The organism is Enterobacter sp. BNK-16 (assembly GCF_048684955.1).
Taxonomy (GTDB): Bacteria; Pseudomonadota; Gammaproteobacteria; order Enterobacterales; family Enterobacteriaceae; genus Enterobacter; species Enterobacter bugandensis.
The window spans coordinates 1,132,999-1,158,744 of record NZ_JBLQTQ010000001.1 but is presented as its reverse complement, the minus strand read 5'-3'; the positions used below and the strand labels follow the sequence as shown (position 1 = coordinate 1,158,744).

Annotated in this window: 24 protein-coding genes and 1 other annotated feature; of the genes, 5 read left to right on the top strand and 19 right to left on the bottom strand. The window is 57.7% G+C overall.

Annotation, left to right across the window (positions count from 1 at the left end):
* Positions 1-7 precede the first annotated feature (7 nt).
* Positions 8-934 carry a DNA-binding transcriptional regulator DsdC gene (gene dsdC, locus ACMGGH_RS05550; RefSeq protein ID WP_039024536.1) on the bottom strand — a complete coding sequence of 309 codons (927 nt, stop codon included), beginning with the start codon at positions 932-934 and terminating at the stop codon, positions 8-10.
* Between the two features lie 203 nt (positions 935-1,137).
* On the opposite strand from dsdC, the gene dsdX reads away from it, so the two are divergent.
* Together dsdX and dsdA are read left to right on the top strand one after the other, a co-directional pair.
* The gene (dsdX, locus tag ACMGGH_RS05545; protein WP_232949004.1) at positions 1,138-2,475 is read left to right on the top strand and encodes a D-serine transporter DsdX; all 1,338 of its coding nucleotides are present in this window, start codon (positions 1,138-1,140) and stop codon (positions 2,473-2,475) included.
* A 17-nt stretch (positions 2,476-2,492) separates the two neighbouring features.
* Positions 2,493-3,779, top strand: a complete 1,287-nt coding sequence (dsdA, locus tag ACMGGH_RS05540) for a D-serine ammonia-lyase (protein ID WP_193359839.1) — start codon at positions 2,493-2,495, stop codon at positions 3,777-3,779.
* A gap of 17 nt (positions 3,780-3,796) precedes the next feature.
* Here the strand turns inward: dsdA and ACMGGH_RS05535 are convergent, their stop codons facing one another.
* The 4 genes from ACMGGH_RS05535 to ACMGGH_RS05520 all read right to left on the bottom strand — a co-directional run bounded on the left by ACMGGH_RS05535 (position 3,797) and on the right by ACMGGH_RS05520 (position 7,515).
* The gene (locus tag ACMGGH_RS05535) at positions 3,797-4,144 is read right to left on the bottom strand and encodes a DUF202 domain-containing protein (protein ID WP_048999169.1); all 348 of its coding nucleotides are present in this window, start codon (positions 4,142-4,144) and stop codon (positions 3,797-3,799) included.
* Complete coding sequence (locus tag ACMGGH_RS05530) at positions 4,134-4,481, bottom strand: YidH family protein (protein ID WP_028014948.1); 348 nt, start codon at positions 4,479-4,481, stop codon at positions 4,134-4,136. Before ACMGGH_RS05530 ends, ACMGGH_RS05535 begins: the two co-directional genes overlap by 11 nt.
* A 92-nt stretch (positions 4,482-4,573) precedes the next feature.
* Positions 4,574-5,896 carry a 6-phospho-alpha-glucosidase gene (locus tag ACMGGH_RS05525; protein ID WP_045260840.1) on the bottom strand — a complete coding sequence of 441 codons (1,323 nt, stop codon included), beginning with the start codon at positions 5,894-5,896 and terminating at the stop codon, positions 4,574-4,576.
* The gene (locus ACMGGH_RS05520; RefSeq protein WP_192987411.1) at positions 5,893-7,515 is read right to left on the bottom strand and encodes an alpha-glucoside-specific PTS transporter subunit IIBC; all 1,623 of its coding nucleotides are present in this window, start codon (positions 7,513-7,515) and stop codon (positions 5,893-5,895) included. The genes ACMGGH_RS05525 and ACMGGH_RS05520 overlap by 4 nt, the downstream gene beginning before the upstream one ends.
* Before the next feature lie 221 nt (positions 7,516-7,736).
* Between ACMGGH_RS05520 and ACMGGH_RS05515 the strand changes: the two genes are divergently transcribed.
* Complete coding sequence (locus ACMGGH_RS05515) at positions 7,737-8,483, top strand: GntR family transcriptional regulator (RefSeq protein WP_028014945.1); 747 nt, start codon at positions 7,737-7,739, stop codon at positions 8,481-8,483.
* Here ACMGGH_RS05515 and ACMGGH_RS05510 read toward each other — a convergent pair.
* From ACMGGH_RS05510 to ibpA, 3 genes are all read right to left on the bottom strand, one after another.
* Positions 8,451-10,112, bottom strand: coding sequence for a putative transporter (locus ACMGGH_RS05510; RefSeq protein WP_219358005.1), 1,662 nt, complete (start codon positions 10,110-10,112; stop codon positions 8,451-8,453). The two genes, ACMGGH_RS05515 and ACMGGH_RS05510, sit on opposite strands and share 33 nt — an antisense overlap.
* 129 nt (positions 10,113-10,241) lie before the next feature.
* A complete protein-coding gene (gene ibpB / locus ACMGGH_RS05505) occupies positions 10,242-10,670 on the bottom strand; it encodes a small heat shock chaperone IbpB (RefSeq protein ID WP_028014943.1) in 429 nt (142 codons plus the stop codon).
* Between the two features lie 136 nt (positions 10,671-10,806).
* Positions 10,807-11,217 carry a small heat shock chaperone IbpA gene (gene ibpA / locus ACMGGH_RS05500; RefSeq protein WP_008500162.1) on the bottom strand — a complete coding sequence of 137 codons (411 nt, stop codon included), beginning with the start codon at positions 11,215-11,217 and terminating at the stop codon, positions 10,807-10,809.
* Positions 11,211-11,282 (bottom strand) — a sequence feature (ROSE (Repression Of Heat Shock gene Expression) occurs in the 5'-region of heat shock genes and acts as an RNA thermometer to modulate expression.). It overlaps the preceding gene by 7 nt.
* A gap of 250 nt (positions 11,283-11,532) precedes the next feature.
* On the opposite strand from ibpA, the gene ACMGGH_RS05495 reads away from it, so the two are divergent.
* On the top strand, positions 11,533-11,865 hold the full coding sequence (locus ACMGGH_RS05495; protein ID WP_014881914.1) for a YceK/YidQ family lipoprotein: 333 nt from the start codon (positions 11,533-11,535) through the stop codon (positions 11,863-11,865).
* Here the strand turns inward: ACMGGH_RS05495 and ACMGGH_RS05490 are convergent.
* The 8 genes from ACMGGH_RS05490 to ACMGGH_RS05455 all read right to left on the bottom strand — a co-directional run bounded on the left by ACMGGH_RS05490 (position 11,862) and on the right by ACMGGH_RS05455 (position 20,049).
* Positions 11,862-13,091: a DUF3748 domain-containing protein gene (locus tag ACMGGH_RS05490; protein ID WP_232949002.1), complete on the bottom strand. Its 1,230-nt coding sequence runs from the start codon at positions 13,089-13,091 to the stop codon at positions 11,862-11,864. The two genes, ACMGGH_RS05495 and ACMGGH_RS05490, sit on opposite strands and share 4 nt — an antisense overlap.
* A 51-nt stretch (positions 13,092-13,142) precedes the next feature.
* Positions 13,143-14,480: an MFS transporter gene (locus tag ACMGGH_RS05485; RefSeq protein ID WP_080351169.1), complete on the bottom strand. Its 1,338-nt coding sequence runs from the start codon at positions 14,478-14,480 to the stop codon at positions 13,143-13,145.
* 78 nt (positions 14,481-14,558) lie between these two features.
* The gene (dgoD, locus tag ACMGGH_RS05480) at positions 14,559-15,707 is read right to left on the bottom strand and encodes a galactonate dehydratase (protein ID WP_028014940.1); all 1,149 of its coding nucleotides are present in this window, start codon (positions 15,705-15,707) and stop codon (positions 14,559-14,561) included.
* On the bottom strand, positions 15,704-16,321 hold the full coding sequence (locus ACMGGH_RS05475; RefSeq protein ID WP_041911729.1) for a 2-dehydro-3-deoxy-6-phosphogalactonate aldolase: 618 nt from the start codon (positions 16,319-16,321) through the stop codon (positions 15,704-15,706). Before ACMGGH_RS05475 ends, dgoD begins: the two co-directional genes overlap by 4 nt.
* A complete protein-coding gene (locus tag ACMGGH_RS05470; RefSeq protein ID WP_420299076.1) occupies positions 16,305-17,183 on the bottom strand; it encodes a 2-dehydro-3-deoxygalactonokinase in 879 nt (292 codons plus the stop codon). Before ACMGGH_RS05470 ends, ACMGGH_RS05475 begins: the two co-directional genes overlap by 17 nt.
* On the bottom strand, positions 17,180-17,869 hold the full coding sequence (dgoR, locus tag ACMGGH_RS05465; protein WP_003861109.1) for a D-galactonate utilization transcriptional regulator DgoR: 690 nt from the start codon (positions 17,867-17,869) through the stop codon (positions 17,180-17,182). Before dgoR ends, ACMGGH_RS05470 begins: the two co-directional genes overlap by 4 nt.
* Positions 17,870-18,095: 226 nt before the next feature.
* On the bottom strand, positions 18,096-18,908 hold the full coding sequence (gene yidA / locus ACMGGH_RS05460; RefSeq protein WP_047363227.1) for a sugar-phosphatase: 813 nt from the start codon (positions 18,906-18,908) through the stop codon (positions 18,096-18,098).
* A gap of 115 nt (positions 18,909-19,023) precedes the next feature.
* Positions 19,024-20,049: a zinc-dependent alcohol dehydrogenase family protein gene (locus ACMGGH_RS05455; protein WP_059357494.1), complete on the bottom strand. Its 1,026-nt coding sequence runs from the start codon at positions 20,047-20,049 to the stop codon at positions 19,024-19,026.
* A gap of 109 nt (positions 20,050-20,158) precedes the next feature.
* On the opposite strand from ACMGGH_RS05455, the gene ACMGGH_RS05450 reads away from it, so the two are divergent.
* Positions 20,159-21,094 carry a LysR family transcriptional regulator gene (locus ACMGGH_RS05450; RefSeq protein WP_045630889.1) on the top strand — a complete coding sequence of 312 codons (936 nt, stop codon included), beginning with the start codon at positions 20,159-20,161 and terminating at the stop codon, positions 21,092-21,094.
* A gap of 34 nt (positions 21,095-21,128) precedes the next feature.
* Here ACMGGH_RS05450 and gyrB read toward each other — a convergent pair whose 3' ends face one another.
* From gyrB to dnaN, 3 genes are read right to left on the bottom strand one after another with little or no spacing between them, the layout of a single operon-like run.
* Entirely contained in the window at positions 21,129-23,540 is a 2,412-nt protein-coding gene (gene gyrB / locus ACMGGH_RS05445; RefSeq protein WP_028014934.1) for a DNA topoisomerase (ATP-hydrolyzing) subunit B, read from the bottom strand.
* 28 nt (positions 23,541-23,568) lie between these two features.
* Entirely contained in the window at positions 23,569-24,642 is a 1,074-nt protein-coding gene (recF, locus tag ACMGGH_RS05440; RefSeq protein WP_045260850.1) for a DNA replication/repair protein RecF, read from the bottom strand.
* Positions 24,642-25,742, bottom strand: a complete 1,101-nt coding sequence (dnaN, locus tag ACMGGH_RS05435) for a DNA polymerase III subunit beta (RefSeq protein WP_008500170.1) — start codon at positions 25,740-25,742, stop codon at positions 24,642-24,644. Before dnaN ends, recF begins: the two co-directional genes overlap by 1 nt.
* Positions 25,743-25,746: the final 4 nt, after the last annotated feature.

Genomic DNA, 25,746 nt, shown 5'->3' with positions numbered 1-25,746 from the left:
TAATTCTTCAACCTGCCAGTTCTCTCAGCCAGCCGATAAAGGCGTCTATTTTCGGCCACTGTCGGCCCGAAAGCGTCGAAACATAGTAGTGCTGATGGCATTTCAGGGTCTTGTCACCAAACGGGGCGATCAGTTCGCCCCGTTCAAGCCGTTTTTGCACCAGCCGCTTTCTCCCCATCGCGACGCCGACGTGGTTGATGGCCGCAATAATCGCTAAGTCGGAACGATCGAAACCAATACCCGACGATGGCGGCATATTCACCGCAAAGTGCTGCGCCCAGCTCAGCCACTCATCCGTACCGGAATCATTGCTCCAGGCCTGACGGTCGTGCAGCAGCGTGCAGTGGCTAAGGTTATCGGGGTTTTTCAACAGCTCATGCTCGCGGGCATACTGCGGCGAGCAGACGGGCAAAATCTCTTCGTCCATCAGGAAGTGATGAGACAGATGGTTTGGCGGCGTATCGTCGAAATAGAGCGCCAGATCGACCCCCGTTCGCTGCATATTGATGTAATCATTGCCGGTCAGGACGGTGAGCGAAATCGACGGATAGCGGCGGGTAAAGTCGCCCAGCATGGGTACCAGCCAGCACTGAGCGATCGACGGCCGGGAGTAGACCGTCAGCGTGCCGGACAGCGCCTGGTTTTTGATGTCCAGGATCTCCTGATTCAGGGTGTCGAGGGACGATTTTAGCGTCCAGTAAACGCGCTTTCCCTCCTGCGTCAGCTCGACTTTACGGTGCGAACGGACAAACAGCTGAATACCGAGCTCTTCTTCGAGCAGGTTGATGCGGTGGCTCACCGCGCTGGGGCTGAGCGACAGCTCCTCCGCCGCCAGCGCGAAGGATTCATGTCGAGCCGCCACTTCAAAGGTGTACATTTTCGACAGCTGCCAGCCGTTGAGCAGCCGGTTTCTGGCTTCATTTGCATCGGTCATCACAATTCTCACGCGTGGTTTCTGCGCTCAGCATACTGTTTAAGGGTGAATATATGTGAACCTAATGCGGTTTAAGTGCGTTTTTTAGAGCGCAGTCACTCAGTTGATTCAATCTGGCTCACCTGAACGCCAATTTATATCGTTTGTCAGCCCACGCCGCTTTTCGTCCAATACCCCCAGATGACATAAGGGTGAGGTGAGATATGGGATCTCAGGTCTGGGTTGTGGCAACGCTGCTGGTCAGCATTGTGTTGATTGTTTTAACCATCGTTAAGCTAAAGTTTCACCCGTTCCTCGCGCTGCTGCTGGCGAGCTTTTTCGTCGGCGCAATGATGGGAATGAGCCCGCTGGATATGGTAAACGCCATTGAGAGTGGGATTGGCGGCACGCTGGGCTTCCTGGCGGCCGTGATTGGTCTTGGGACCACTCTCGGCAAGATGATGGAGGTTTCCGGCGCGGCAGAGCGCATCGGGATTACGTTGCAGCGCTGCCGCTGGCTGTCAGCAGACGTGATTATGGTGCTGGTGGGCCTGATCTGCGGCATTACGCTGTTCGTGGAAGTGGGCGTGGTCCTGCTGATACCGCTGGCGTTTTCCATCGCCAAAAAGACCCACATGTCGCTGCTCAAGCTGGCCATTCCGCTCTGTACCGCGCTGATGGCGGTGCACTGCGTGGTGCCGCCGCATCCGGCCTCGCTGTTTGTGACCAATAAATTAGGGGCGGACGTTGGAACGGTCATTGTCTACGGTTTGATGGTCGGCCTGATGGCCTCTCTGGTCGGCGGCCCGCTGTTCCTGAAGCTGCTCGGCAATCGTCTGCCATTTAAACCGGTTCCGGCGGAATTTTCAGACCTGAAGGTGCGGGAGGAGCATACCCTGCCGTCGCTGGGCGCCACGCTGTTTACGGTGCTGCTGCCGATTGCCCTGATGCTGGTGAAGACCATCGCTGAACTGAATATGGCAAAAGACGGCACGCTGTATACGCTGCTGGAGTTTATCGGCAACCCGATCACCGCCATGTTTATCGCCGTGTTTGTCGCCTACTACCTGCTGGGCATCCGCCAGCACATGGGCATGGGCGCGATGCTGACGCACACCGAGCACGGCTTTGGCTCTATCGCCAACATTTTGCTGATTATCGGCGCGGGCGGCGCGTTCAACGCCATCCTGAAAACCAGCGGACTGGCGGACTCTCTGGCGCAAATTCTCTCGAACCTGCACATGCACCCTATCCTGCTCGCCTGGCTGGTGGCGCTGGTGCTGCATGCCGCCGTAGGCTCCGCCACGGTCGCGATGATGGGCGCCACGGCCATCGTCGCGCCGATGCTGCCGCTCTACCCGAACGTCAGCCCGGAGATCATCACCATTGCCATCGGTTCCGGCGCCATTGGCTGCACGATCGTGACCGATTCTCTCTTCTGGCTGGTGAAGCAATACTGCGGCGCGACCCTGAATGAGACCTTCAAATACTTTACGACGGCGACGTTTATCGCCTCGGTGCTTGCACTTGGCGGCACATTCCTGCTTTCTTTCATTATCTGAGCGCGAAGAGACATATTATGGAAAACGCAACTATCACCACTTTAACCGCACAGTTTCCTCTGGTTGAGGATCTGATTGCCCTGAAAGAAACCACCTGGCTTAACCCGAACACCACCACGCTTGAAGAAGGGCTGCCCTATGTCGGGCTGACCAAAGCCGACGTGGACGATGCCCATGCGCGCCTCAACCGCTTCGCGCCGTATCTGGCGAAAGCCTTCCCGGAAACGGCCGCAACGGGTGGGATTATTGAATCTGAACTGGTCGCCATTCCGGCAATGCAGGCGCGGCTGGAGAAAGAATCTGGCAAATCCATTCCCGGCACGCTGCTGCTGAAAAAAGACAGCCACCTGCCGATTTCCGGCTCGATTAAAGCGCGTGGCGGCATCTATGAAGTGCTGACCCATGCGGAAAAACTGGCGCTGGACGCCGGGTTGCTGACCACCGAAGACGACTACAGCATTCTGCTGGAGCCACGCTTTAAGGCCTTCTTCAGCCAGTACAGCATTGCCGTGGGCTCCACCGGCAACCTGGGGTTATCCATTGGCATAATGAGCGCACGCATCGGCTTTAAGGTGACGGTCCATATGTCCGCCGACGCCCGCGAGTGGAAGAAAGCCAGGCTGCGCAGCCACGGCGTCATCGTCGTGGAATATGAGCAGGATTACGGCGTGGCGGTGGAGCAAGGGCGCAAAGCGGCGGAAAGCGATCCGAACTGCTTCTTCATTGACGATGAGAATTCCCGCACCCTGTTCCTGGGCTATGCGGTGGCGGGCGAGCGCCTGAAAGCGCAGTTCACCGAACAGGGCCGCGTGGTGGATGCGGATCATCCCCTGTACGTCTATCTGCCGTGCGGCGTAGGCGGCGGGCCTGGCGGCGTGGCGTTTGGCCTGAAGCTGGCCTTTGGTGATAACGTGCACTGCTTCTTCGCGGAGCCAACGCACTCGCCGTGCATGCTGCTGGGCGTTTACACTGGCCTGCATGATGCGATTGCAGTGCAGGATCTGGGCATTGATAACGTGACGGCGGCGGACGGTCTGGCGGTTGGGCGCGCGTCCGGCTTCGTGGGCCGCGCGATGGAGCGCCTGCTCGACGGGTTCTATACCCTTTCCGATCGGAGCATGTACGACATGCTCGGCTGGCTGGCGCAGGAGGAAGGGATCCGCCTTGAGCCTTCAGCGCTGGCGGGGATGGCCGGGCCGCTGCGCGTTCATTCGCATACCAACGTTACCCACCTTGTGTGGGCAACCGGCGGCGGCATGGTGCCGGAAGACGAGATGGCGAAGTATCTGGCTAAAGGGAAGTAATTAAGCCGCCACCGGGCTTACAGGCTCAAAATTTGCTGAATATGGGTTACCGCAAACAGCAGCGACAGCGAGAGAACAGCCAGCGCAATCAGGAACTTATCCCGCACCGCTTTCGGCTGTACAAAGTCGTTCTGCGCCACGTCCATCAGGTTACGGCTGCGGGTATAGCGCCATAAAATGATGGCCACCAGCGCCAGCACAATAATAGAGATCCAGAATGGCACCCCGGTTCGGTGCCAGTTGTGCTTAATCGCCAGGGCAATCAGCGCGCCATACCCCAGCAGCGTGCGCAGCCAGGCCAGCGACGTCCGCTCCGGCTGCAGGCCGGGGTCCACTTCGCGCCGCGCTTTGCGACTATCCGCCATAGAACACCAGCCCCATCACCACGCCCGCCACCGCAAGCAGAATCACGCTGATGATGAGCAACCCGCGCGTATAGGGCAGATCCTGCTTCAGGCGCATCGCCTTCTCATTGCGCAGCCATCGCAGGTAGCCGTAAATCGCCAGCACGCCCGCGAACAGGCACAGCAGCAGCGCCAGCACTTCACGAATCAGCGGCGTGGCAAAATCGGGGGCGAGCTGGTCAAGGCCGACACCTGCGGCCAGAAAGCCCAGTGCGGTGCGGATCCACGCTAAAAAAGTGCGTTCATTAGCCAGAGAGAAGCGGTAGTCCGGCGCTTCGCCGAGGCGGGAAATTTTCATGGAGGTTCCTTGTCGTGCTACGGGCAGGCTTCAGCATAGCGTAAATCGACAAGGACAAGGAGACCGGCATCGGGCGATGCCGGTCAGGACGATTAGTGCAGCTCTGGCCAGTACTCTTTGTTGGCCTCGATCAGGTCATCCAGAATCGCTTTCGCGACGGAGGCGCTCGGCACGGTTTTCGACAGGGTAATGGCCTGCCAGAGCTTCTGGTACGAGCGCTGCTCCCAGGCATCCACCACCAGTTTTTCCACCGCCACCTGCTGGCTCATCAGCCCTTTCTGGAAGTGCGGAATATCGCCCACCGTAAGCGGCTCCGGTCCATTATGGCCCACCAGGCACGGGATCTCCACCATCGCGTCGGCGTCAAAGTTATGGATGGCACCGTTGTTTGGTACTATCAGCAGCATCCGCTCCTGGGTGTTAAAGGCAATCGCAGTCGCCAGATCGACGATGTACGACGCATGTTCGTCGATTTCCAGCTCACCGGCGGCGGAGTTGCCGGCTTCGATAATCGCCCGACAGGAACTGAACACATGCTTCTCACGGTGATCCATAACTTCATTGGCGCGGGTCCGTTCCGGGTTGGAATGCGCGACCACGTAGTCCGGGAAGAGGTAATACTTCAGGTAGGTGTTCGGCATGGTATCCGGATCCAGCGCCTGCACGTCTTTAGCTTTGGCAAAGGTATCGTTCCAGCTCGCTTCGGTATGCGCATCTTCCGAAGGCGGAACATAGCCGTTTTTTGCCACGTATTCGCGCAGCTTCGGCATCAGATCGTTGCCGTTCAGGTCTTCAATCGACGTCCACCAGCCGAAGTGGTTCAGGCCGTAGTAGCGCACGCGCATCTCTTTGCGGTCCTTCAGGCCGACAATCTGCGCCATGCGCCCTTCAATGCCGATCGGCATATCGCAGATGTTGAGGATTTTAGCGTTCGGACGCAGGCGGCGCGTGGCTTCCGCGACAATCGCCGCCGGGTTGGAGTAGTTCAGCATCCACGCGTTCGGGGAGTACTGCTCCATATAATCCACCAGCTCCAGCACGCCGCCGATAGAGCGCATGCCGTAAGAGATACCGCCCGGTCCGCAGGTTTCCTGGCCCAGCACGCCGTGGCGCAGCGGGATTTTTTCATCTTTTTCGCGCATCGGGTATTTGCCCACGCGGATGTGCGCCATCACGAAATCGACATCGGTAAACGCCGCTTTTGGATCGGTGGTGTAGCTGAATTCAATCTCCGGGGCCTGCTCCTTAAGGATGATTCTGCACGCTTCGGCGATGGTCTCCTGACGCGCGCCGTCGTTGTCATAGAACTTCAGGGCGCGCAGCGGAAAACGGTCACGGTTGGCTAACAGCATCAGGACGATACCAGGCGTAAAGGTGCTGCCGCCGCCTGCAATGACAACTGAGAATTTTTTCATGATATAGCCTCTGTCAGGGTGGTTTGTTCATTTGTTAAAGGAGTTTTCATCAGCGATTCCAGCTGGTCACGCACCTGAGGAACGTGCAGGCCGACAATCACCTGAATGCCGTTGCCGCGTCGCACTACGCCGTGTGCGCCCAGGGCTTTGAAGACGTCGTCGCTTTGGGTTTTCGCCATATCCACCAGTGCGATACGCAGGCGGGTGGCGCAGTTATTGATGCTTTCGATGTTGGCCGCGCCGCCGAGCGCCTGCAGGAATCCGGCGGCTTGCCCAACCTGCTGGCTGGCCGCCGCCGGGGCGGTGGTTTGCCCGCGCGCCGCCTTATAGTCGGCCTTGCTGTAGAGTTTGATTTCGCTCTCTTCCCGGCCCGGCGTTTTCAGGTTCAGACGCTCAATCAGCGTTTTGAAGATCACGAAGTAGATGCCGGTGAAGCAGACGCCAATGCCGATCTGGGTGAACACCATCGAGGCATGGTTATGGAACATCGGGATCCAGTTTTGCGGCAGGAACTGGTCCAGCAGGCCGCCGCCCATATTCCCCACGACGCCGAAGGCGTACATCACCGTCGCCATGGTGGCCGCCAGCACGGCGTGCACGGCGAACAGCAGCGGCGAGATAAACAAGAAGGTGAACTCAAGCGGTTCGGTAATGCCCACCAGCACGGCAGTGAGCGTGGCCGGAACCAGCAGGCCCGCCACCTTGACGCGATTTTCTGGCGACGCGGTGTACCAGATAGCGAAGGCAATCCCGACCGAGCCAAACACTTTTGAGTTGCCGTGCAGCGCGAAGCCACCTTCCGGGAAGAGGGTCTTCAGCGGCAGGGTGCTCTGGCTGAATTCCTGCAGATGCTGCGCCCAGTAGACCTGAATACCGCCCTCCACCGCCGCCGGGCCGAAGATGAACGGACCGTAGACGAAGTGATGCAGGCCAGTTGGGATCAGAATGCGTTCCAGGAAGGTATACACCCACACGCCCAGCGCACCGGCAGAGCGCAGGAACGCCTGCAGGGATTCGATGCCCATCTGCACTTTCGGCCAGCCCAGCAGCGTCAGCCAGGCACAGGGGATCATCACGAAGAACGCGAGGATAACGACAAACGAACTGCCCTGGAAAATCCCCAGAAAGACCGGCAGCGGCTTGTCGAAATAGCGGTTGTGGATGGCGGTGACGATGCCTGAGATCACGATGGCACCGATGATGCTGGTATCGAGTGTTTTGATCCCGGCAATCATCGCCAGCCCGCTTCCCGCTGTTGGTTCGGCGGAGAAGTCGACGCCAAAGAAGTGGCCCCAGGTCATCCCCATCGCGTTAATGAAGTAGTTCCAGGTCAGGAAGCTAATCAGCACCGCCAGGCAGGCGCGGCCCTGGGCCTGCTTCGCCAGCCCAATCGGCAGGCCGACGGCAAAAATCAGCGGCATATTGCGAAACACCGCCCAGCCGCCCTCTTCAATGATGTGAACGATCTGCGCGAAAAGATGATCGGGGGCGGTTAAGGCTTCGCCGACAAACAGCGGGTTGCGAAGCATGATGGCGATTCCCACCACGATCCCGGCAAACGGAAACAGCAACACCGGGGTAAACATGGCACCGCCAAAACGTTGTATTTGACTGAGCATTTTTAAATCCTCACGTAACAACCTGTAGGGGTAGAGGCCTTTATGGTTTTGTGCTGGCCTGAGGTGAGCATAAGAACTTACTGATGTACGAACATGGCGTGCCGCTGCGATTCGTGATCGCATTCATGGTTTTATTTTGACCAGTCAGGTCTACTTTTTGAGTTAAATATGGACATGTCAGGACGCATTCCACGCCCTGATAAGGGCAGAGAGGTCTACTGGTGATCTACAAATCAATTGCTGACAGGTTGCGGCTGCGGCTGAATTCATCGGACTACAACATCGGCAGCCCGCTGCCTGGTGAAAAAGCGCTGGCGCAGGAGTTTGGCGTGGCGCGCATGACCATCCGCAAGGCGCTGGATCTGCTGGTGAGCTGGGGGCTGGTTGAGCGCCGGCACGGCAGCGGAACGTTTGTCTCGCGCAAAGACGTTCACCACGAAACCACTAACCTGACCGGGCTGGTGGAGGTACTGCGTCAGCAGGGAAAAGAGGTGCAGAGCAAGGTGCTGCAGTTCGAAGTGATGCCCGCCCCGCCAGCCATCGCCAGCCAGCTGCGGATCCAGGTGGATGAGCGGATCTACTTTTCACGGCGGGTGCGCTACGTGGACGGAAAGCCGCTGATGCTGGAAGACAGCTTTATGCCGGTGAAGCTGTTCCGCAACCTGTCGCTCGCGCATCTTGAGGGGTCTAAGTTTGATTACATCGAGAAGGAGTGCGGGATCACCATCAGCGGCAACTACGAGAGCCTGACGCCGGTATTGGCAGATAAACAGCTGGCCGGTTATATGAATCTGCCGGAACAGACGCCGCTGCTGCGAATTACCTCTCTCTCCTACAGCGACAGCGGCGAGTTCCTCAATTATTCCGTGATGTTCCGAAATACCAGCGATTACCAGGTGGACTACCATCTGCGGCGCATCCACCCGGAAGAGCTGTTAGCCCATCCCCCAGAACAGCACCGCCAGTAGCTGCGGGGTGATGATGCGCAGGAACATCACCAGCGGGTAGACGGTGGCATAGGAGAGCGCGGCCGCGCCGCTGGTGGCGTGCAGGTTGTTGGCAAAAGCGAGCGCTGGCGGGTCGGTCATGGAACCCGCCAGCATGCCGCACAGCGTCAGGTAGTTCATTTTGGCGAACATCCGCGCCAGGATTGCCACCGTCAGCAGCGGGATCGCCGTGATTAAGATGCCGTAGCCGACCCAGCTCATCCCTTCGCCCTTGACCAGGGTATCGATAAAATCCCCGCCGGACTTCAGCCCGACAACCGCCAGGAACAGCACGATGCCCAGCTCGCGCAGCGCCAGGTTAGCGCTCGGCGGCATAAACCAGTAGAGCTTCCCGATACAGCCGATACGCCCGAGGATCAGCGCCATAATCAGCGGCCCGCCCGCCAGGCCGAGCTTGAGCGCCACCGGGAAGCCCGGCACGTACAGCGGAATAGAGCCGAGCAGCACGCCAAGCCCGATGCCGATAAACACCGGCAGCATCTGCACCTGCTGCAGTTTTTGCTGGGCGTTGCCCACCATATCCGCCACGGCGTCGATGGACGACGGGCGTCCGACCAGGTTGAGGATATCCCCGAACTGCAGGCTGGCCTCCGGGCTGGCAACCAGTTCGACGCCCGCACGGTTGAGGCGGGAGATGACCACGTCGTAGCGCTCTTTTACCTGCAGATCGCGTATTTTCTTGCCCAGAACGTGCTCGTTGGTCACCACAACACGCTCCACGCGCATATCGGTGCCGCGCGTTGAAAGCGAGGTATCCACTTCCTGACCAATCACCAGCCGCGCGTTGTTTAAATCCCCCGGCTGGCCGACCAGGTGCAGCAGGTCGCCCTGCTGGATCATCGTGCCGGGCGCAGGCACCATCAGCACGTCGTCGCGCTTAAGGCGGGAGCAGATAATATTGGCGCTGTTCAGGATCGGTACGTCCTGAATCGCCATATTGTTCAGGTTGGGGTTATCGACGCGAATGTTGATGGTTTTGATTGGCATGTGGCCATTGGTGAGCGTGGTTTCGTGATCCTTCGCCTCTTTGTCGACGTTAACGCGAAACAGGACGCGGACCAGCCACATGGAGAGCAGAATGCCGCAAATCCCAAACGGATAGGCCATGGCGTAGCTCATCCCCATCTGGTCGACAATGCCGGGTTCAATGCCCAAATCGCGAAGGATTTGCTGCCCGGCTCCGAGCGCCGGCGTGTTGGTAACCGCCCCGGAGAAAATGCCCAGCACCACGGGCAGCGGGATAGCAAAGATTTTGTGCAGGATCGCGGTGACCAGCCCGCCCATCACCACAATGCCGAGGGCAAACAGATTGAGCCGTAGCCCGGAGACGCGCAGGGAAGCGAAAAAGCCCGGCCCTACCTGAATCCCGATGGTGTAGACGAAGAGGATCAGGCCGAACTCCTGAATAAAGTGGAGCATATCGGCGCTGAGAACCAGCCCGAGCTTGTCAGCAAAATGCCCGACAAAAATGCCGCCAAACAGCACCCCGCCAATCCCAAACCCGACGCCACGGATTTTGATATTGCCAATCCATAGCCCTACAACCGCGGCCAGGGCCAACACGCTGACGGTTAACGCGATATCACTCATGATCCACATCCTGTGTATAACCTTAGTTATGCTATGGATTCTCTCAGAGCCGGATGCGATTGTATGGGCGATGGCGCACAAAAAAGCCCTGCCGGAGCAGGGCTTTGTGCAGTCTGTGAGTAAAGCGGATTAGCTGTTCAACGCCGGCCGCTCGCTAATGGCGATACGCTGCGGCGCGATGGCTTCCGGCACGTTACGGATAAGATCGATATGCAGCAGCCCGTTGGTAAACGTCGCACCGGACACTTCCATATGGTCTGCCAGGGTAAAGCTCAGGCTAAACGGCTGATTAACCAGACCCTGATGCAGCCACCGGGTTTCGGTCTCTTGTTTTTCCGGCGTACCCTTCACGGTCAGGCGCGCGCCTTCGAGCTGGATATCCAGATCTTCCTGGCGGAACCCGGCCAGCGCAAGGGTGATGCGATAGTGGTTATCGTCGCTTTTTTCAATGTTGTACGGCGGAAATGTCTGTTGCTCGGTGGTGCTTTGCAGGGCATTAGCCAGTTTGTCAAAACCAATCCACTGACGCAGCAGGGGGGATAAATCGTAGTTACGCATACTAAATCTCCTTCTGAGAAGCGAGTTCGGCACAGTTTAATTTTGTGCACAGTTGTTCCTGCAAATCCTGATGGATTCGCATATGCTCCCGTTACGGCAAGCAAGTCCGGGTGGGCCGCTCGCGCGACCCGCGTAATTAGTTAATTTCGATACGGCGCGGTTTTTTCTCTTCCGGAATCACGCGTTCCAGTTCGATAAACAGCAGGCCGTTAACCAGGTTCGCGCCTTTAACGTGAATGTTCTCGGCTAACTGGAACTTGCGTTCAAAGTTGCGCTCGGCGATGCCCTGGTAAAGGTAGGTACGTTCTTTCTGCTCGGCCGTATGGGAACCTTTCACCACCAGCAGGTTGTCCTGCGCGGTGATTTCCAGCTCGTTTTCTGCAAAACCGGCGACGGCAATGGCGATGCGGTAGTGGTTTTCGTCAACCAGCTCAACATTGTATGGAGGGTAGCCGTTGCTCTGGCTTTGGTTATTTTCTAAATGGTTAAACAGGCGGTCAAAACCAATTGCAGAACGGTATAGCGGAGAAAGATCGAAGTTACGCATAGATAATACTCCTGAAATCAGCGAGAAATTGTAGCCTTCCACCATGGACAGGCCTTTGCGCCCCCGAGCACCCATCAGGCGTGTTCGTTATCGGGTCACATTCTTAAAATGGGTCTGGAACCGAGCTTTTCAAGACTATTTAGGCGAGATTTTTTTGCACTTTGCTGGTTGTCGCATAGACTCTGGGACAACAGCACAAAGGGTTAAATTGCGATGGCTGCCACAGTGCGGGGTTATCGGGCTATTCATTTCGGATAAGGCTCGCTATAACCCTGAGTTGCAGGTCTATGCAGTGCCATTAACGATGACTGAGTGATGATGAAAAATGTTCTGATAAAGCTGACGACGTTCAGCGGGGTGGTTTTACTTTGCGGGTGTTCGAGCGTGATGTCTCACACCGGCGGTAAAGAAGGAACATATCCGGGGACGCGCGCCAGCGCGGCGATGATCTCCGATGACGATACGAACTGGGGCACCAAATCCCTGGTTATCCTGGATATGCCCTTTACAGCAGTGGCGGATACGCTTCTGCTGCCGTGGGATGTATTCCGTAAGGACGATTCCGTGCGCTCACGGGTAGAGAAAAGCGAGCAGGAAAATCTGGCGACAAACGCCGTTATCCCGCCCGCCGAGATGCCGCCGCGCTAGTCCTTCGCGGTTTCCGTTACCCAAAGCTGACGGAAACCGCCCGTCTCTTGCATCCACGCAATAAAGCGCCCGTCCGGGGAAAACACGACCGCATCAGCAGACGGCGGATTGCCGTGATCGGACGTCAAAAACGTCACTTCTCCAGTCTTCGCGTCACAGCAGGCGATTCGGTTTTCAAGCACAAATCCCAGCATGTTCCCGGAAGGGTGCCAGTTAAACGCAGACTGAATACCGCTCCCGGTGCGCGTCAACTGGCGCGGCTCGCCGCCCTCAGGAGAGATCAGCCACAGCTGCACAATGCCGTTATCATCCCGCATCAGAAACGCGATTTGCGTCCCCTGCGGGTTACTGCGCACCCAGTGACGCGGCACGTTCACCAGACCCGGGTAGGCCCTCTGGTGGGTAAAGGTCAGACGACGCTGCTTCACCCCGGCAGGCGGCGCTGGCAGGGTGTCTGGGGTGCCCTGCAGCGGCGCATCGCCCGCTTGTTTCCAGCCCTGCTCGCCTTCTGGCAGGTTAACAATAAACAGTTCAGGCACTTTTTCGCCCTGCGCGGAGAGGGTATCGCCGATAAATGCCAGCCTGTTGTTGCCCACCCAGCCCTCTTCGTAGGCGCGGTTGATTTCATCGCTGCCCGGCTGCGGGTTGGGCGTTGTGCGGCTGACCAGCACGCTCCAGAACGTGCCTGAATATTCACGTGGATGATTCCCCTGCGGGTTCACCGGGCCAAACGGTGCCGCCACGCCGACGTTGCGTAAATCGAGCTTCGGATCGTGCTCATGTAAAACATGGTCGTTATAGGTGAAGCTGGCGAACTGCCCGTTCGGGCTGAAGACGTGCACGTGGCTGCCGCCGCGCAGCGCGCCTGCGGTATAAGGCGCGGTGATATCCATCGCGTCCAGGTTGCTCACCTGACCGTGATGCACAATCACACCCTGACGATGATGAAAATCGTAGTGCCAGTCAGCATCCGGTTTTTTCGGACCGTGGATAAAGACGTATTTGTCCTGTGCCGGATGAACGGTCACCACGCCAACATGCGCGCCGTCAGTAGCGCGATAAACCACCTCCACCTCACCCGTAACGACGTTGACCTGCTCAATGGTTTCGCCGGTAAATGACGCGCCTGACGGGCGCACGTCGTAGACCAGCCACTGGCTGTCCGGCGTCCAGGTATTGATGTTGGTCAGCTGGTGGTTGCGGGAGGCGAAGGTAATTTGTTTCATGAGGATACCCTGATGCACGGTGAGTGCATCAGGGTAAAACATCCGCAGGGATTAGCCTACTCGTTTCACATCGCCCACCAGCAGGATGTAGGAGAGTGCCCCGATCAGCGCCACGGCAGAGATGTAGACCAGCGCCGGGCCGAAGCCGTAGTCCTGCGCCAGGTAGCCGATGACCAGCGGTACGGTGATCCCGCCCAGTCCGCCGACAAAGTTGAACACACCGCCGGTCAGGCCAATCAGCCGCATCGGCGCAAGGGACGACACCAGCGACCAGGTGATAGAGGCGAAACCGTTACCAAAGAACGCCACCGCCATCAGGGCCATAATCCACACCGGATCGTTGGTGTAGTTGGCACCCATGATGCAGGTTGAGATCAGCAAGCCGCAGATAATCGGCGTTTTACGCGCCACGCCCAGCGAGTACCCTTTTTTCACCAGCTTATCGGCCAGCCAGCCGGAGAGCAGCACGCCGAAAAATGCGGCGAGGAACGGCACGGTGGTCATAAAGCCCGCCTTTAGCGCCGCAATCCCCTTTTCCTGGGTCAGGTAGTTCGGGAACCAGGTGAGGAAGAACCACAGCGTAGAAGTAACCGCGAACTGACCCAGATAAACGCCCACCAGCTTACGGTGGAAGACCAGCTTCCAGTCCGCTTTGGTCAGCGGCTGGCGCACCTCTTTTTTCACCGGCGCATCACCATCCACCAGACCGCCACCGTCGCGGATGTAGTCCAGCTCGGCCCTGGTGATACTTTTGGTCAGACGCGGCGGCTGGTAGACCTTGAACCAGATTAGCGACCAGATAATGCCAATCCCGCCGGTGACGATGAACACCCAGTGCCAGCTCAGCAGCTCCTGGATCCAGATCAGCAGCGGCGTCAGGAACGCCAGGCCGACAAACTGGCCAGAGGTGTAAAAACCAACGGCGGACGCGCGCTCGTGTTCCGGGAACCAGCTGGTCACCATACGGTTGTTGGTCGGAAACGCGGGCGCTTCGAAAACCCCGGTGATGGCACGCAGGCCAATCAGCGAAATCAGCCCGGTGGCGAAGCCCTGGAATAGGGTCGCCACGGACCAGCCTAATATGGCGATAAAGTAGGTCAGACGTGAACCCACGCGGTCAAGAAACCAGCCGCCGGGGATCTGGCATAAGGTATACAACCAGGCAAACGCCGAGAAGACGTAGCCCATTTCCGCTTTGGTGATGCCAAACTCTTCCTGAATATGGGCCGATGCCACGGCAAGGTTGGCGCGGTCGACATAGCAAATGACCACGGTAATAAAGATCATCATCAGCGTCAGGTAGCGGCGACGCCCGATTTTTGTAGCGGTAACTGGAATATCCATCGCAATCTGTCTCCAGATTTTGGGCATAGCGAAGCCGCTCACCATGCCCTGTAATTTACAGAGGGTTATATTTTTGTATGTATGATTTTTGCCCGGAGGCTTACCGGGTCTACGGGATGGCGATTACCATTCCGCTACGCTGCCGTCCTCATGACGCCACAGCGGGTTTCGCCAGTCCGGCGCATTCTTACTCAGCTCAATGACTTTAGCTTCGTCAATTTCCACGCCAAGGCCCGGCTTCGTAAGCGGTTTAAAGAAACCGCCTTCCATGCAGAAGTCTTCTTTATTTTTCACAAAATCGAGCAGTTCCGCGCCCTTGTTATAGTGAATCCCCATGCTCTGTTCCTGGAACACCGCATTGCGGGAGACGAAGTCGACGTGCAGGCAGGCCGCCAGCGCGATTGGGCCGAGCGGGCAGTGCGGCGCCAGCGCCACATCGTAAGCTTCTGCCATCCCGGCAATTTTGTAGCATTCGGTGATGCCGCCCGCATGAGAAAGGTCCGGCTGTAGGATCGCTATGCCGCCCGCTTCAAGTACGCGTTTAAACTCGAAGCGCGAGAACATACGTTCACCCGCCGCGATAGGAATGTGGGTCTGTTCAGCCAGCTTCGGATAGTACTCCGCCTGCTCGGCCAGCACCGGCTCTTCGATAAACAGCGGGCGATACGGCTCCAGCTCTTTAATCAGCACTTTGGCCATCGGCGCGCTGACGCGGCCGTGGAAATCCAGGCCAAACTCAATCTCGTTGCCGAAGGCTTCACGAATTTGCGCCACGGTATTGACCGCCCGGTCTACCGCACGCGAATTGTCGATAACGCCCATCTCTTCGCAGCCGTTGAGCTTGAAGGTGTCAAAGCCGATATTGCGCAACTGCGTGATGCCGTCGATCACTTCCGCAGGACGATCGCCGCCTACCCAGCTGTAGGCTTTGATTTTGTCGCGCACCAGGCCGCCCATAAGCTGCCATACCGGCGCGTTAAGCACTTTACCTTTGATATCCCACAGCGCCTGGTCGATACCGGCGATGGCGCTCATCAGGATCGGACCACCGCGGTAGAAGCCCGCGCGGTACATCACCTGCCACAGGTCGTTAATGCGCGCCGGATCCTGACCAATCAGGTATTCGCCCAGCTCGTGTACTGCCGCTTCAACGGTGCGCGCGCGCCCTTCAATCACCGGTTCGCCCCAGCCTACAACCCCTTCATCGGTTTCGATTTTCAGGAACATCCAGCGCGGGGGTAAACGGTACGTGGTGAGTTTGGTTATTTTCATTTCACTGCCTCTCGATACGCTTTCACAAATGCTGCCGCCTGCTGTGCGGTACGTTCCACGGACTGTCCGGCACGATAAAGATCGCTACCCAACCCTGCGCCCACACAGCCAGCGCTCATCCACTGGCCCAGGTTTTCTGGCGTTACGCCGCCCACGGCAAAGACCGGTACGCTGGCGGGCAATACCGCTTTCAACGCCTTGATGTAGTCCGGTCCAAAAGCCGATGACGGGAAAATTTTGAGCGACTGCGCGCCCGCATCAAGGGCAGTAAAGGCTTCCGTGGCGGTGGCGCAGCCCGGGCAGACCGTCATGCCGTAACCCACCGCGCGGCGGATCACCTCAGGCTGAATATTGGGCGTGACGATAAGCCTGCAGCCCATCTTTGCCAGCCGATCGACCTGCTCAGGCTGTAACACGGTGCCTGCGCCAATCAGCGCCTTATCGCCGAAAACCTCCACCACGGCCGGAATGCTTTTTTCCCAGTCGGGCGAGTTGAGCGGGATTTCTACCGCGTCGAATCCGGCGTCGATAACCGCGCCGACGTGGTCTAACGCCTCATCGGGCGTGATGCCGCGCAAAATCGCGATAAGGGGAAGATCAGTTTGCCACTGCATGAGCGATGCTCCTTATTCCTGCCTGAAATGCCGTGTCGCCGGATACCGTCGAAACATCACGCCCAACGGCGTGAAATGCCTGTTCGTAGCGCGACGTTAGCGATGCGCCTGCGACAATCGTAATGGCCTGCTCGTGCGCGATGAACTCACGCATGCTGGCGACCTCTGCGCCAATCAGCAGGCCGGAGAGAAACTCGCTGACCTGCTCGCGCGGGAGAAGTCCCAGCACGTGCGAGGCGCGAACCTCAAAAAGCTGCGGCAAAACATCAGGGGAGGCGATCCCACGTTCAAGCCCGGCGGCAAACGCCTCTGACGAGGATTCCTGCTCAGGTAAACCGGCCCCGACCAGCGAATGGTTGAGCAGCAAATGGTGCAGCTCGCCGGTCATTACAGTGCGAAAATCGTGGATTTGCTCAGCGTCAGCCTGGACCCACTTACAGTGCGTGCCGGGCATGACGTAGACAGAAGAAGGAGAGAGAGCGCGCGCGCCAAGCAGCTGCGTCTCTTCGCCGCGCATCACGTTGTGGTTATCGTCGCGAGAGACGCTCAAACCGGGAATAATCCAGATATTGTCGCCAACGGACGTTAACTGCTCGCCAATAGCGGAGAAATGGGCGGGAACCGGCAGGTAAGGTGCAATTTTCCAGCCTACGTTACTGCCCACCATTCCCGCCATTACCACCGGCGTGGCGCTGTCGCGCCAGTTTTGTGTGACCTCTGCTAACACCGCCTCGGGAGATTTACCGTTCAGGCGCGTCACGCCTGCTTCTGATTGCCTGCTCTCCAGGCACTGCTCGCCCTGATAAAGCCAGGCGCGCAGATTGGTCGATCCCCAGTCAATTGCGATGTAGCGAGATGTCATGTGATTTCCTTCAGCCTTCGTGTCGAGCTGGCAATCATGGTAAGCGCCGCCTGCTCTGCCGCATCGCCGTCCTGATGCCGTATCGCATCGAACAGCGCTTTATGTTCCTGGAGCGTTTTTGGCATATTGGCCTCATCACCCATCCAGGTACGTTCAAATACCGCTCGCTGTAGCGAGCTGATCGCCACGCTAAGCTGCTGTAATACCGGGTTATGCACCGACTGCAGCACCGCTTCGTGGTAGCGAATGTCCGCCTCGTTGAACGCCTCCCGGTTCTGGTTATTGGCGATCATGTCGTTTAAAGCCGATTCAATCTGGGCCAAATCACCGGAGGTCGCGCGTTCCGCCGCCCAGCGCGCAATTGCCGGCTCCACCAGGTTTCGAACTTCACTCATCGCGCCGATAAGCCGCGGGTCGTAGTCGTTTTCCAGCACCCATTGCAGCACGTCGGTATCGAGGTAGTTCCACTGGTTGCGCGGAGCAACAAACGCGCCGCGATAGCGCTTCATTTCAATCAGCCGCTTCGCCATCAGCGAGCGGAACACTTCCCGGATGATGTTGCGCGAGGTTTCAAACTCCTCGCACAGTTCAGCCTCTGCGGGGAGCGGCGAACCGGGAACGTATTTACCGCCCACAATCTGGGTGCCCAGCGTAATAACGATGCGATCGGTTTTATTGAGAGTCATGGAGAGTCCTTGTGCTCTGTATGTCCATCACTACTTTACCGCGACCGCTGAATTTCGCCTCACTTTTGCAGTACAAACGTGAGGCCATTCGTCTTTTCCGTGGTGACAATGTAGTACAATCAGTTTATGTTGTACTACAATCAAGATCACAAAAAGAACAATTCGATAAATACAGGGCAAAAAAAAGCCCCGGTTAATAACCGGGGCTGATGATTGAAAATAAGCGTTACTGCAGCACAAACTTCTCGATCGCGTAGGCAACGCCGTCTTCGAGGTTAGATTTTGTGACGAAATCAGCCACCTCTTTCACCGAAGGAATGGCGTTATCCATTGCCACGCCAACGCCCGCGAATTCAATCATCGCGATGTCGTTTTCCTGGTCGCCGAGCGCCATGATTTCTTCCTGCTTAATCCCTAACGCATCAGCAAGTGATTTCACGCCGGTGCCCTTATTGACGCGTTTATCGAGGATTTCGAGGAAGTACGGCGCGCTTTTCAGCACGGTGTACTTCTCTTTTACCTCCGCCGGAATGCGCGCGATGGCTTTATCCAGGATCTCCGGCTCGTCGATCATCATCACCTTCAGGAACTGCGTCGCCGGGTCCATTTTCTCGGCTTCACAGAACACCAGCGGAATGGTCGCAACGTAGGATTCATGCACCGTGTAGTAGCTGATATCACGGTTGGCGGTGTAGAGCGTATTGCGATCGAGCGCGTGGAAGTGGGAGCCCACTTCACGGGACAGTTTTTCGAGGAACAGGTAGTCATCATAGCTCAGCGCAGTTTGCGCAACCGTGCTGCCGTCTGCGGCTTTCTGCACCAGCGCGCCGTTATAGGTGATGCAGTAATCGCCCGGCTGATTCATGTGCAGCTCTTTCAGGTAGCTGTGTACGCCCGCATACGGACGCCCCGTGGTCAGAACCACATTCACGCCCTTCGCACGTGCGGCGGCGATTGCGTTTTTAACGGCAGGAGAGATAGTGTGGTCTGGCAGCAGCAGCGTGCCGTCCATATCGATTGCAATAAGTTTGATAGCCATGAGTTCCCCGGGATAAATGAGTGCTACCTCATGCTAACGCGATTAAGCACACAAAAATAGAGCTACATTGCGCAACAGAAACACCCCTTTTACGCTTATCCCGGGGAAGGACGACTTACTCGCGGGTGAGAACGATTTTACCGAATGCGCCGCGATCCAGATGTTCAAGGGCCTGTTCAAGCTCGTTAAAACGGTAGCGATGCTCAATCACCGGCTTCAGTCCCGTGACGTCAACAGCGCGGACGAAATCCTCCAGCGCCCGGCGGTGTCCCACGCCAATCCCCTGAATGACGGGGGATTTCAGCAGCAGCTCACCAGCAGGCAGCGAAATGTCAGTCCCGGCCAGCACGCCAATGACGGAGATACGCCCGTGAACGGCAACGGCACGCAGGGAATGCTTCAGGTTTTTCCCACCCACGGTTTCGATAATATGGTCGATGCCGCGATCCTGAGTCAGCGCCAATGCTTCTTCAGCCCAGTCACTTTTCAGGCGGTTGACGCCCTGACTGGCGCCCAGTTTTTTGGCGAGCGCCAGCTTTTCATCGCTCCCGGACGTGACAATAACCTCTGCGCCGTGCGCTTTTGCAATTTGCAGGGCGAAAATCGCCACGCCGCCCGTCCCCTGTACCAGCACCGATTGCCCGGCGCGGAGCTGACCCCGCTCCACCAGCGCGAACCAGGCGGTAAGCCCTGCGCAGGGTAACGTGCTGGCCTCTGCGTCATTCAGAGTTTCCGGAGAGGCTACCAGCGCGTTTTCATTTACAACCACATATTCGGCCAGCATTCCCTGGAAATAGCCGCCGGACGTTTTGTAGGGCAAATCACGCGCGTCTGCCTGCGGCTTGCCGTCGATCCACTCCGGGAAGAAGGTTGAAATGACGCGAGCGCCGGGTTTGAAACGCGTGACACCTTCACCTACGCTGTCCACCACGCCCGCCATGTCAGACGCCGGGGTGAACGGGAAGGAAAGCGGAATCGGCATCGTGCCTTCGATAACCATTTTATCCCGGTAGTTGAGCGCAACGGCATTTACCCGTACGCGAACCTCACCCGGGCCTGGCTGTGGAACCGATTCGTGAATGAGTTTGAGATTCTCGCGCCCGAGGGCGTTCATTGACCAGCGCTGCATTGTCTCTGTCATTTTTTCCTCCTGCCATCAGATAAGCTTCAGTAATGACAGTCTACCGTTGACTCCTTGTCACCAGTGGCGATAAGTTTTCTCTTCATTGACGCCTGAATGGATACAAACCGTGACCGATACGCTGAAAGATATTCCTGTTTTTGTCGCTGCCGTGGAGGCAGGAAGCTTTGCGCAGGCCGCAGTTCGCCTGCACCTGTCGCGCTCTGCGGTGGGTAAAAGCATTGCTCGACTTGAGGAACGTCTGGGAGTGCGGCTGTTTCAGCGCACCACCCGCAGCCAGCGGCTCACCGATAACGGCGCCCTGTTCTACGAGCGCTGCCTGCGCGCGCTGGAGGAGATCAGGAGCGCGGAATCCCTGCTGGAAACGGGGAAACATCAGATTAACGGTCGGCTTCGTGTTGCCATGCCGGTGCTGTTTGGACGCCAGTGCGTCGCGCCGCTGCTGATTGAACTGGCGCAGGAACACCCTGGGCTTGAGCTTGAAATGTCGTTCAGCGACCGCGTGGTGGATCTGGTCGAGGAAGGCTTCGATATGGCGGTACGTAACGGCACGCTGCAGGACAGCAGCGTGCTGGTGGCCAGAAAGCTGGGAGAACACCGCATGGTCCTGTGCGCCTCGCCCGACTATCTGCAAAAAAGAGGTCATCCAGACGCTGTGGATGATTTATCCCGGCACGCGGCCATTAACTATCTGCGCGCAGGCCGCGTGCTATCCTGGCAGCTTATGGACAGCGACGGAACGCCGCGCACGTTTACGCCGCGGTCATCACTCAATATGGATGATTTGCAGGCCATCTGCGACGCGGCGGTGACCGGGCACGGCATTGCCTGGCTCCCCTGCTGGATGGCCATCAAAGAAATTCATCAGGGAAAGCTTGTCCCGCTCTTTAAGCAGGCGCCGGATGTCCATTTTGACGTCCATGCCGTCTGGCAACAGACGCCATACCTGCCCCTGAGGGTAAGAATGGCCATAGATGCGCTGGCGAGCCGTTTACCGGCGGCGATGTCGCTGGACATTCCTGCGCCCATAAAAAAGCCGCGCTAAAAGCGCGGCCAGTTTTCATGCGGGATAGCGACTGTTAAATATCGATATTCGCCGCTTTCAGTGCGTTCTCTTCAATGAACGCACGACGTGGTTCTACCGCATCGCCCATCAGGGTGGTGAACAGCTGATCCGCAGCAATCGCGTCTTTAACGGTGACGCGCAGCATGCGGCGGCTTTCCGGATCCATGGTGGTTTCCCACAGCTGATCCGGGTTCATTTCGCCCAGACCTTTATAACGCTGGATAGACAGACCGCGACGGGATTCTTTCACCAGCCAGTCCAGCGCCTGCTCGAAGCTTGCTACCGGCTGACGACGCTCGCCACGTTCGATGAAGGCATCGTCTTCGATCAGGCCGCGCAGCTTCTCGCCGAGGGTGCAGATACGGCGGTATTCCGGGCCGGTCACGAATTCGTGCTCCAGCGGGTAGTCGGTGTCGACGCCGTGAGTACGCACGCGAACAATCGGCTCAAACTGCTGTGCCGCATTCTGTTGAACGTCGAACTTCCACTGGCTGCCGTGCTGCTCTTTCTCGTTCAGCTCGCTCACCAGGGTATTCACCCAGCGGGTCACGGCCTGCTCGTTGCTCAGATCGGCTTCGGTCAGGGTTGGCTGATAGACCAGCTCCTTCAGCAGCGCTTTTGGATAGCGGCGTTCCATACGGCCAATCATTTTCTGCGTGGCGTTGAACTCGGAGACCAGACGCTCCAGCGGCTCGCCTGCCAGCGCTGGCGCGCTGGAGTTCGCATGCAGGGTCGCGCCATCAAGGGCGATCGCGATTTGGTATTGATCCATCGCGTCGTCATCTTTGATGTACTGTTCCTGCTTGCCTTTCTTCACCTTGTACAGCGGCGGCTGGGCAATGTAGACGTGGCCGCGCTCAACGATTTCAGGCATCTGACGATAGAAGAAGGTCAACAGCAGCGTACGGATGTGCGAGCCGTCGACGTCCGCATCGGTCATGATGATGATGCTGTGATAGCGCAGCTTGTCCGGGTTGTACTCGTCGCGGCCAATGCCGCAGCCGAGCGCGGTGATGAGCGTCGCCACTTCCTGAGAAGAGAGCATCTTGTCGAAGCGCGCTTTCTCAACGTTGAGGATTTTACCCTTCAGCGGCAGGATCGCCTGGTTCTTACGGTTACGGCCCTGCTTCGCAGAACCGCCCGCGGAGTCCCCTTCCACAAGGTACAGTTCAGACAGCGCCGGGTCACGTTCCTGACAGTCAGCCAGCTTGCCCGGCAGGCCTGCCAGGTCCAGTGCGCCTTTACGACGGGTCATTTCACGGGCTTTACGCGCCGCTTCACGGGCACGTGCCGCATCGATAATTTTGCCCACCACGATTTTCGCATCGTTCGGGTTTTCCAGCAGGTATTCGCTCAGCAGTTCGTTCATCTGCTGCTCAACCGCAGATTTCACCTCAGAAGAAACCAGCTTGTCTTTGGTCTGTGAGGAGAACTTCGGATCCGGCACCTTCACGGAAACCACGGCAATCAGGCCTTCACGGGCATCGTCACCGGTGGCGCTGACTTTCGCTTTTTTGCTGTAGCCTTCTTTGTCCATGTAGGCGTTCAGGGTACGGGTCATCGCCGCGCGGAAGCCCGCAAGGTGAGTACCGCCGTCGCGCTGTGGAATGTTGTTGGTGAAGCAGTAGATGTTTTCCTGGAAACCGTCGTTCCACTGCAGCGCCACTTCCACGCCAATACCGTCTTTTTCGGTGGAGAAATAGAAGATATTCGGGTGAATTGGCGTTTTGTTCTTGTTCAGATACTCAACAAACGCCTTGATACCGCCTTCGTAGTGGAAGTGGTCTTCTTTGTTGTCGCGTTTGTCGCGCAGGCGAATAGAGACGCCGGAGTTCAGGAACGACAGTTCACGCAGGCGCTTCGCCAGGATGTCATACTCGAATTCAGTGACGTTGGTGAAGGTTTCAAGGCTCGGCCAGAAACGCACCATGGTACCGGTTTTATCGGTATCACCGGTAACGGCCAGCGGGGCTTCAGGCACGCCGTGCTGATAGATCTGACGGTGAATTTTGCCTTCGCGCTGAATAACCAGCTCCAGCTTTTGCGACAGGGCGTTTACTACGGAAACGCCTACGCCGTGCAGGCCGCCGGAAACCTTATAGGAGTTATCGTCGAACTTACCGCCTGCGTGCAGTACGGTCATGATCACTTCCGCAGCAGAGACGCCCTCTTCCGGGTGAATACCGGTCGGGATGCCACGGCCGTCATCGGTAACGGACACAGAGTTATCCGCATGGATGGTGACCACGATGTCTTTACAGTGACCCGCGAGCGCTTCGTCGATAGCGTTATCTACCACCTCGAATACCATGTGGTGCAGACCGGTGCCGTCATCCGTGTCGCCGATATACATACCCGGGCGCTTACGCACCGCATCCAGCCCTTTCAGGACTTTGATACTGGAGGAGTCATAAGAATTCGACATCAACGTTTCTCGCTCATTTCAACTTGGGTTAATCCGTTATTTTACCCTTTTCCACGGTAAACATCTTCGAATTTTCGTCCGACATGTCCATAACGTGTTCAGCGCTAATGGCGCTGACGAAAACCTGCGACTGCGTGGCTTTTAAGCGGCTGGCAAGCAGCCCGCGCCGCGCGTCGTCAAGTTCCGAGGCAAAATCATCTATCAGGTACAGGCAGCGTCGTCCGCTCTCGCGGGTGAGGAACTCCCCCTGCGCCAGGCGTAGCGCGCACATCAGGAGCTTGAGCTGCCCGCGCGACAGCGTGTCTTCCACCGGCGCACCGTCGGCACGAATGCGGAAATCCGCCTTGTGCGGGCCGTGCGCGGTGTAGGTCAACATGCGGTCGCGCTCGAAGCTTCTCTCTAACACCTCGGCATAATCCGTCTCTTTCTCCCAGCCACGCTGGAAGGAGAAGGTGAGAGAGAACTCGGGTAAAAACTGTTTGCAGGTGTCGGCCATATCTTCGGCGATACCCGCGCTGTATTCGGCACGCCAGCGGCTTATCTGTTCCGCAAGAGGGATGAGTTCCATGTCCCACGGACGCAGCTGGGCGTAGCGCGTGACCTGGCGCAACGCGGCGTTACGCTGTTTAAGCAAACGCTTCAGGTTGCTCCAGGCGTTAAAGAAACCGGCTTCATTGTGAAAGCATCCCCAGTCGAGGAACGCTCTTCTGTATTTGGGGCCGCCGTTGAGTAAAGTAAACCCCTCGGGCGTAATCAGCTGCATGGGCATCAGCAGCGCCAGCTCCGCCACCTTATGGCCGTCGGTGCCGTCGATGCGCACCTTGCTATCGCCCTGCTTGTCTTTGGTCAGGCCGATGGCGGTTTCCCGCTCTGCGCCCTGCAAACGCCCGTGCAGAACAAAGGATTCCTGCTCGTGGCGAATGACGCGACCAATCTGCAAACTGCGAAACGCCCGGCCATGGCCGAGCGTATAGATGGCTTCCAGCACGCTGGTTTTGCCGCTGCCGTTCGCGCCAACCAGGAAGTTAAAGCCGGGGGATAAAGCGAGATCCGCGCTTTCGATATTGCGAAAGTCGCGGATCAACAGACGGGTGAGCGACATTACAGTCTCATTGGCATGACAACATAAGCCGCGCTTTGGCTGGCCGCATCTTCAATCTGTACGCTCGAAACGGAGTCGGTCAGCAGAATGCGCACATTCTCGCATTTCAGTGCATTGAGCACATCCAGCACGTAGCTGACGTTGAAGCCGATTTCCATCTCAGCCCCGGCGTAGGTGACGTCCAGAATCTCTTCTGCCTCTTCCTGCTCCGGGTTGTTGGCGGTGATTTTGATCTGGTTTTCACTCACGTACAGGCGCACGCCGCGGAATTTCTCGTTCGAGAGAATGGCCGCGCGGGCAAACGCCTGCTTGAGGCTATCGCAGCCCGCTTCCAGCGTTTTGTCCGGGTTCTTCGGCAATACGCGGCGATAATCCGGGAAACGGCCATCAACCAGCTTCGAAGTGAAGACAAAATCGCCCACGTGGGCACGGATGTTATTGCTGCCAATCTGCACCCGCAGCGGCGTGTCACCGCCGTCGAGCATACGCATCAGTTCAATCACGCCTTTACGCGGCACGATCACCGAATGGTTCGGCAGCGAGTCGCCAATCGGCATGGAACAGACCGCCAGACGGTGACCGTCGGTGGCGACGGTACGCAGCTCTTCACCTTCGGTTTCGAACAGCATGCCGTTTAAGTAGTAACGAACGTCCTGATGCGCCATGGAGAACTGCGTGGCTTCAATCAGACGCTTCATCGTCGCCTGCGGAAGAGTGAATTCAACTTCACTCTGCCAGTCGTCCAGGTTCGGGAAGTCCGCAGCGGGCAGCGTGGAGAGCGAGAAACGGCTGCGGCCAGAGCGCACCAGCATGCGGTCGCCCTCCAGCTGCACGGCGATTTCAGCGCCTTCCGGCAACCCGCGGCAAATATCAAAGAATTTACGTGCCGGAACCGTGGTCGCGCCCGCGTCGTGCGGCTGCGTCAACGTAACGCGCGCGATCATTTCCATTTCCAGATCTGTACCGGTCAGCGACAGCGTACCGTCCGCGACCTGAAGCAGCAGGTTTCCGAGAATAGGCAGCGTTGGGCGGCCGCCTAATGGGCCACTCACCTGTTGCAGCGGTTTTAATAAATGTTCACGTTCAACGGTAAATTTCATAGCG

Coding starts and splice junctions, on each gene's coding strand:
- yidA (WP_047363227.1), bottom strand. CDS start 18,908: ATGGCTATCAAACTTATTGCAATCGATATGGACGGCACGCTGCTGCTG.
- ACMGGH_RS05475 (WP_041911729.1), bottom strand. CDS start 16,321: ATGCAGTGGCAAACTGATCTTCCCCTTATCGCGATTTTGCGCGGCATC.
- dsdA (WP_193359839.1), top strand. CDS start 2,493: ATGGAAAACGCAACTATCACCACTTTAACCGCACAGTTTCCTCTGGTT.
- ACMGGH_RS05485 (WP_080351169.1), bottom strand. CDS start 14,480: ATGGTGAGCGGCTTCGCTATGCCCAAAATCTGGAGACAGATTGCGATG.
- recF (WP_045260850.1), bottom strand. CDS start 24,642: ATGTCGCTCACCCGTCTGTTGATCCGCGACTTTCGCAATATCGAAAGC.
- ACMGGH_RS05530 (WP_028014948.1), bottom strand. CDS start 4,481: ATGAAAATTTCCCGCCTCGGCGAAGCGCCGGACTACCGCTTCTCTCTG.
- ACMGGH_RS05495 (WP_014881914.1), top strand. CDS start 11,533: ATGATGAAAAATGTTCTGATAAAGCTGACGACGTTCAGCGGGGTGGTT.
- ibpB (WP_028014943.1), bottom strand. CDS start 10,670: ATGCGTAACTACGATTTATCCCCCCTGCTGCGTCAGTGGATTGGTTTT.
- ACMGGH_RS05535 (WP_048999169.1), bottom strand. CDS start 4,144: ATGGCGGATAGTCGCAAAGCGCGGCGCGAAGTGGACCCCGGCCTGCAG.
- ACMGGH_RS05520 (WP_192987411.1), bottom strand. CDS start 7,515: ATGCTCAGTCAAATACAACGTTTTGGCGGTGCCATGTTTACCCCGGTG.
- dnaN (WP_008500170.1), bottom strand. CDS start 25,742: ATGAAATTTACCGTTGAACGTGAACATTTATTAAAACCGCTGCAACAG.
- ACMGGH_RS05455 (WP_059357494.1), bottom strand. CDS start 20,049: ATGACAGAGACAATGCAGCGCTGGTCAATGAACGCCCTCGGGCGCGAG.
- dsdX (WP_232949004.1), top strand. CDS start 1,138: ATGGGATCTCAGGTCTGGGTTGTGGCAACGCTGCTGGTCAGCATTGTG.
- ibpA (WP_008500162.1), bottom strand. CDS start 11,217: ATGCGTAACTTCGATCTTTCTCCGCTATACCGTTCTGCAATTGGTTTT.
- ACMGGH_RS05510 (WP_219358005.1), bottom strand. CDS start 10,112: ATGAGTGATATCGCGTTAACCGTCAGCGTGTTGGCCCTGGCCGCGGTT.
- gyrB (WP_028014934.1), bottom strand. CDS start 23,540: ATGTCGAATTCTTATGACTCCTCCAGTATCAAAGTCCTGAAAGGGCTG.
- ACMGGH_RS05490 (WP_232949002.1), bottom strand. CDS start 13,091: ATGAAACAAATTACCTTCGCCTCCCGCAACCACCAGCTGACCAACATC.
- ACMGGH_RS05470 (WP_420299076.1), bottom strand. CDS start 17,183: ATGACATCTCGCTACATCGCAATTGACTGGGGATCGACCAATCTGCGC.
- ACMGGH_RS05525 (WP_045260840.1), bottom strand. CDS start 5,896: ATGAAAAAATTCTCAGTTGTCATTGCAGGCGGCGGCAGCACCTTTACG.
- dgoR (WP_003861109.1), bottom strand. CDS start 17,869: ATGACTCTCAATAAAACCGATCGCATCGTTATTACGCTGGGCACCCAG.
- dgoD (WP_028014940.1), bottom strand. CDS start 15,707: ATGAAAATAACCAAACTCACCACGTACCGTTTACCCCCGCGCTGGATG.
- dsdC (WP_039024536.1), bottom strand. CDS start 934: ATGACCGATGCAAATGAAGCCAGAAACCGGCTGCTCAACGGCTGGCAG.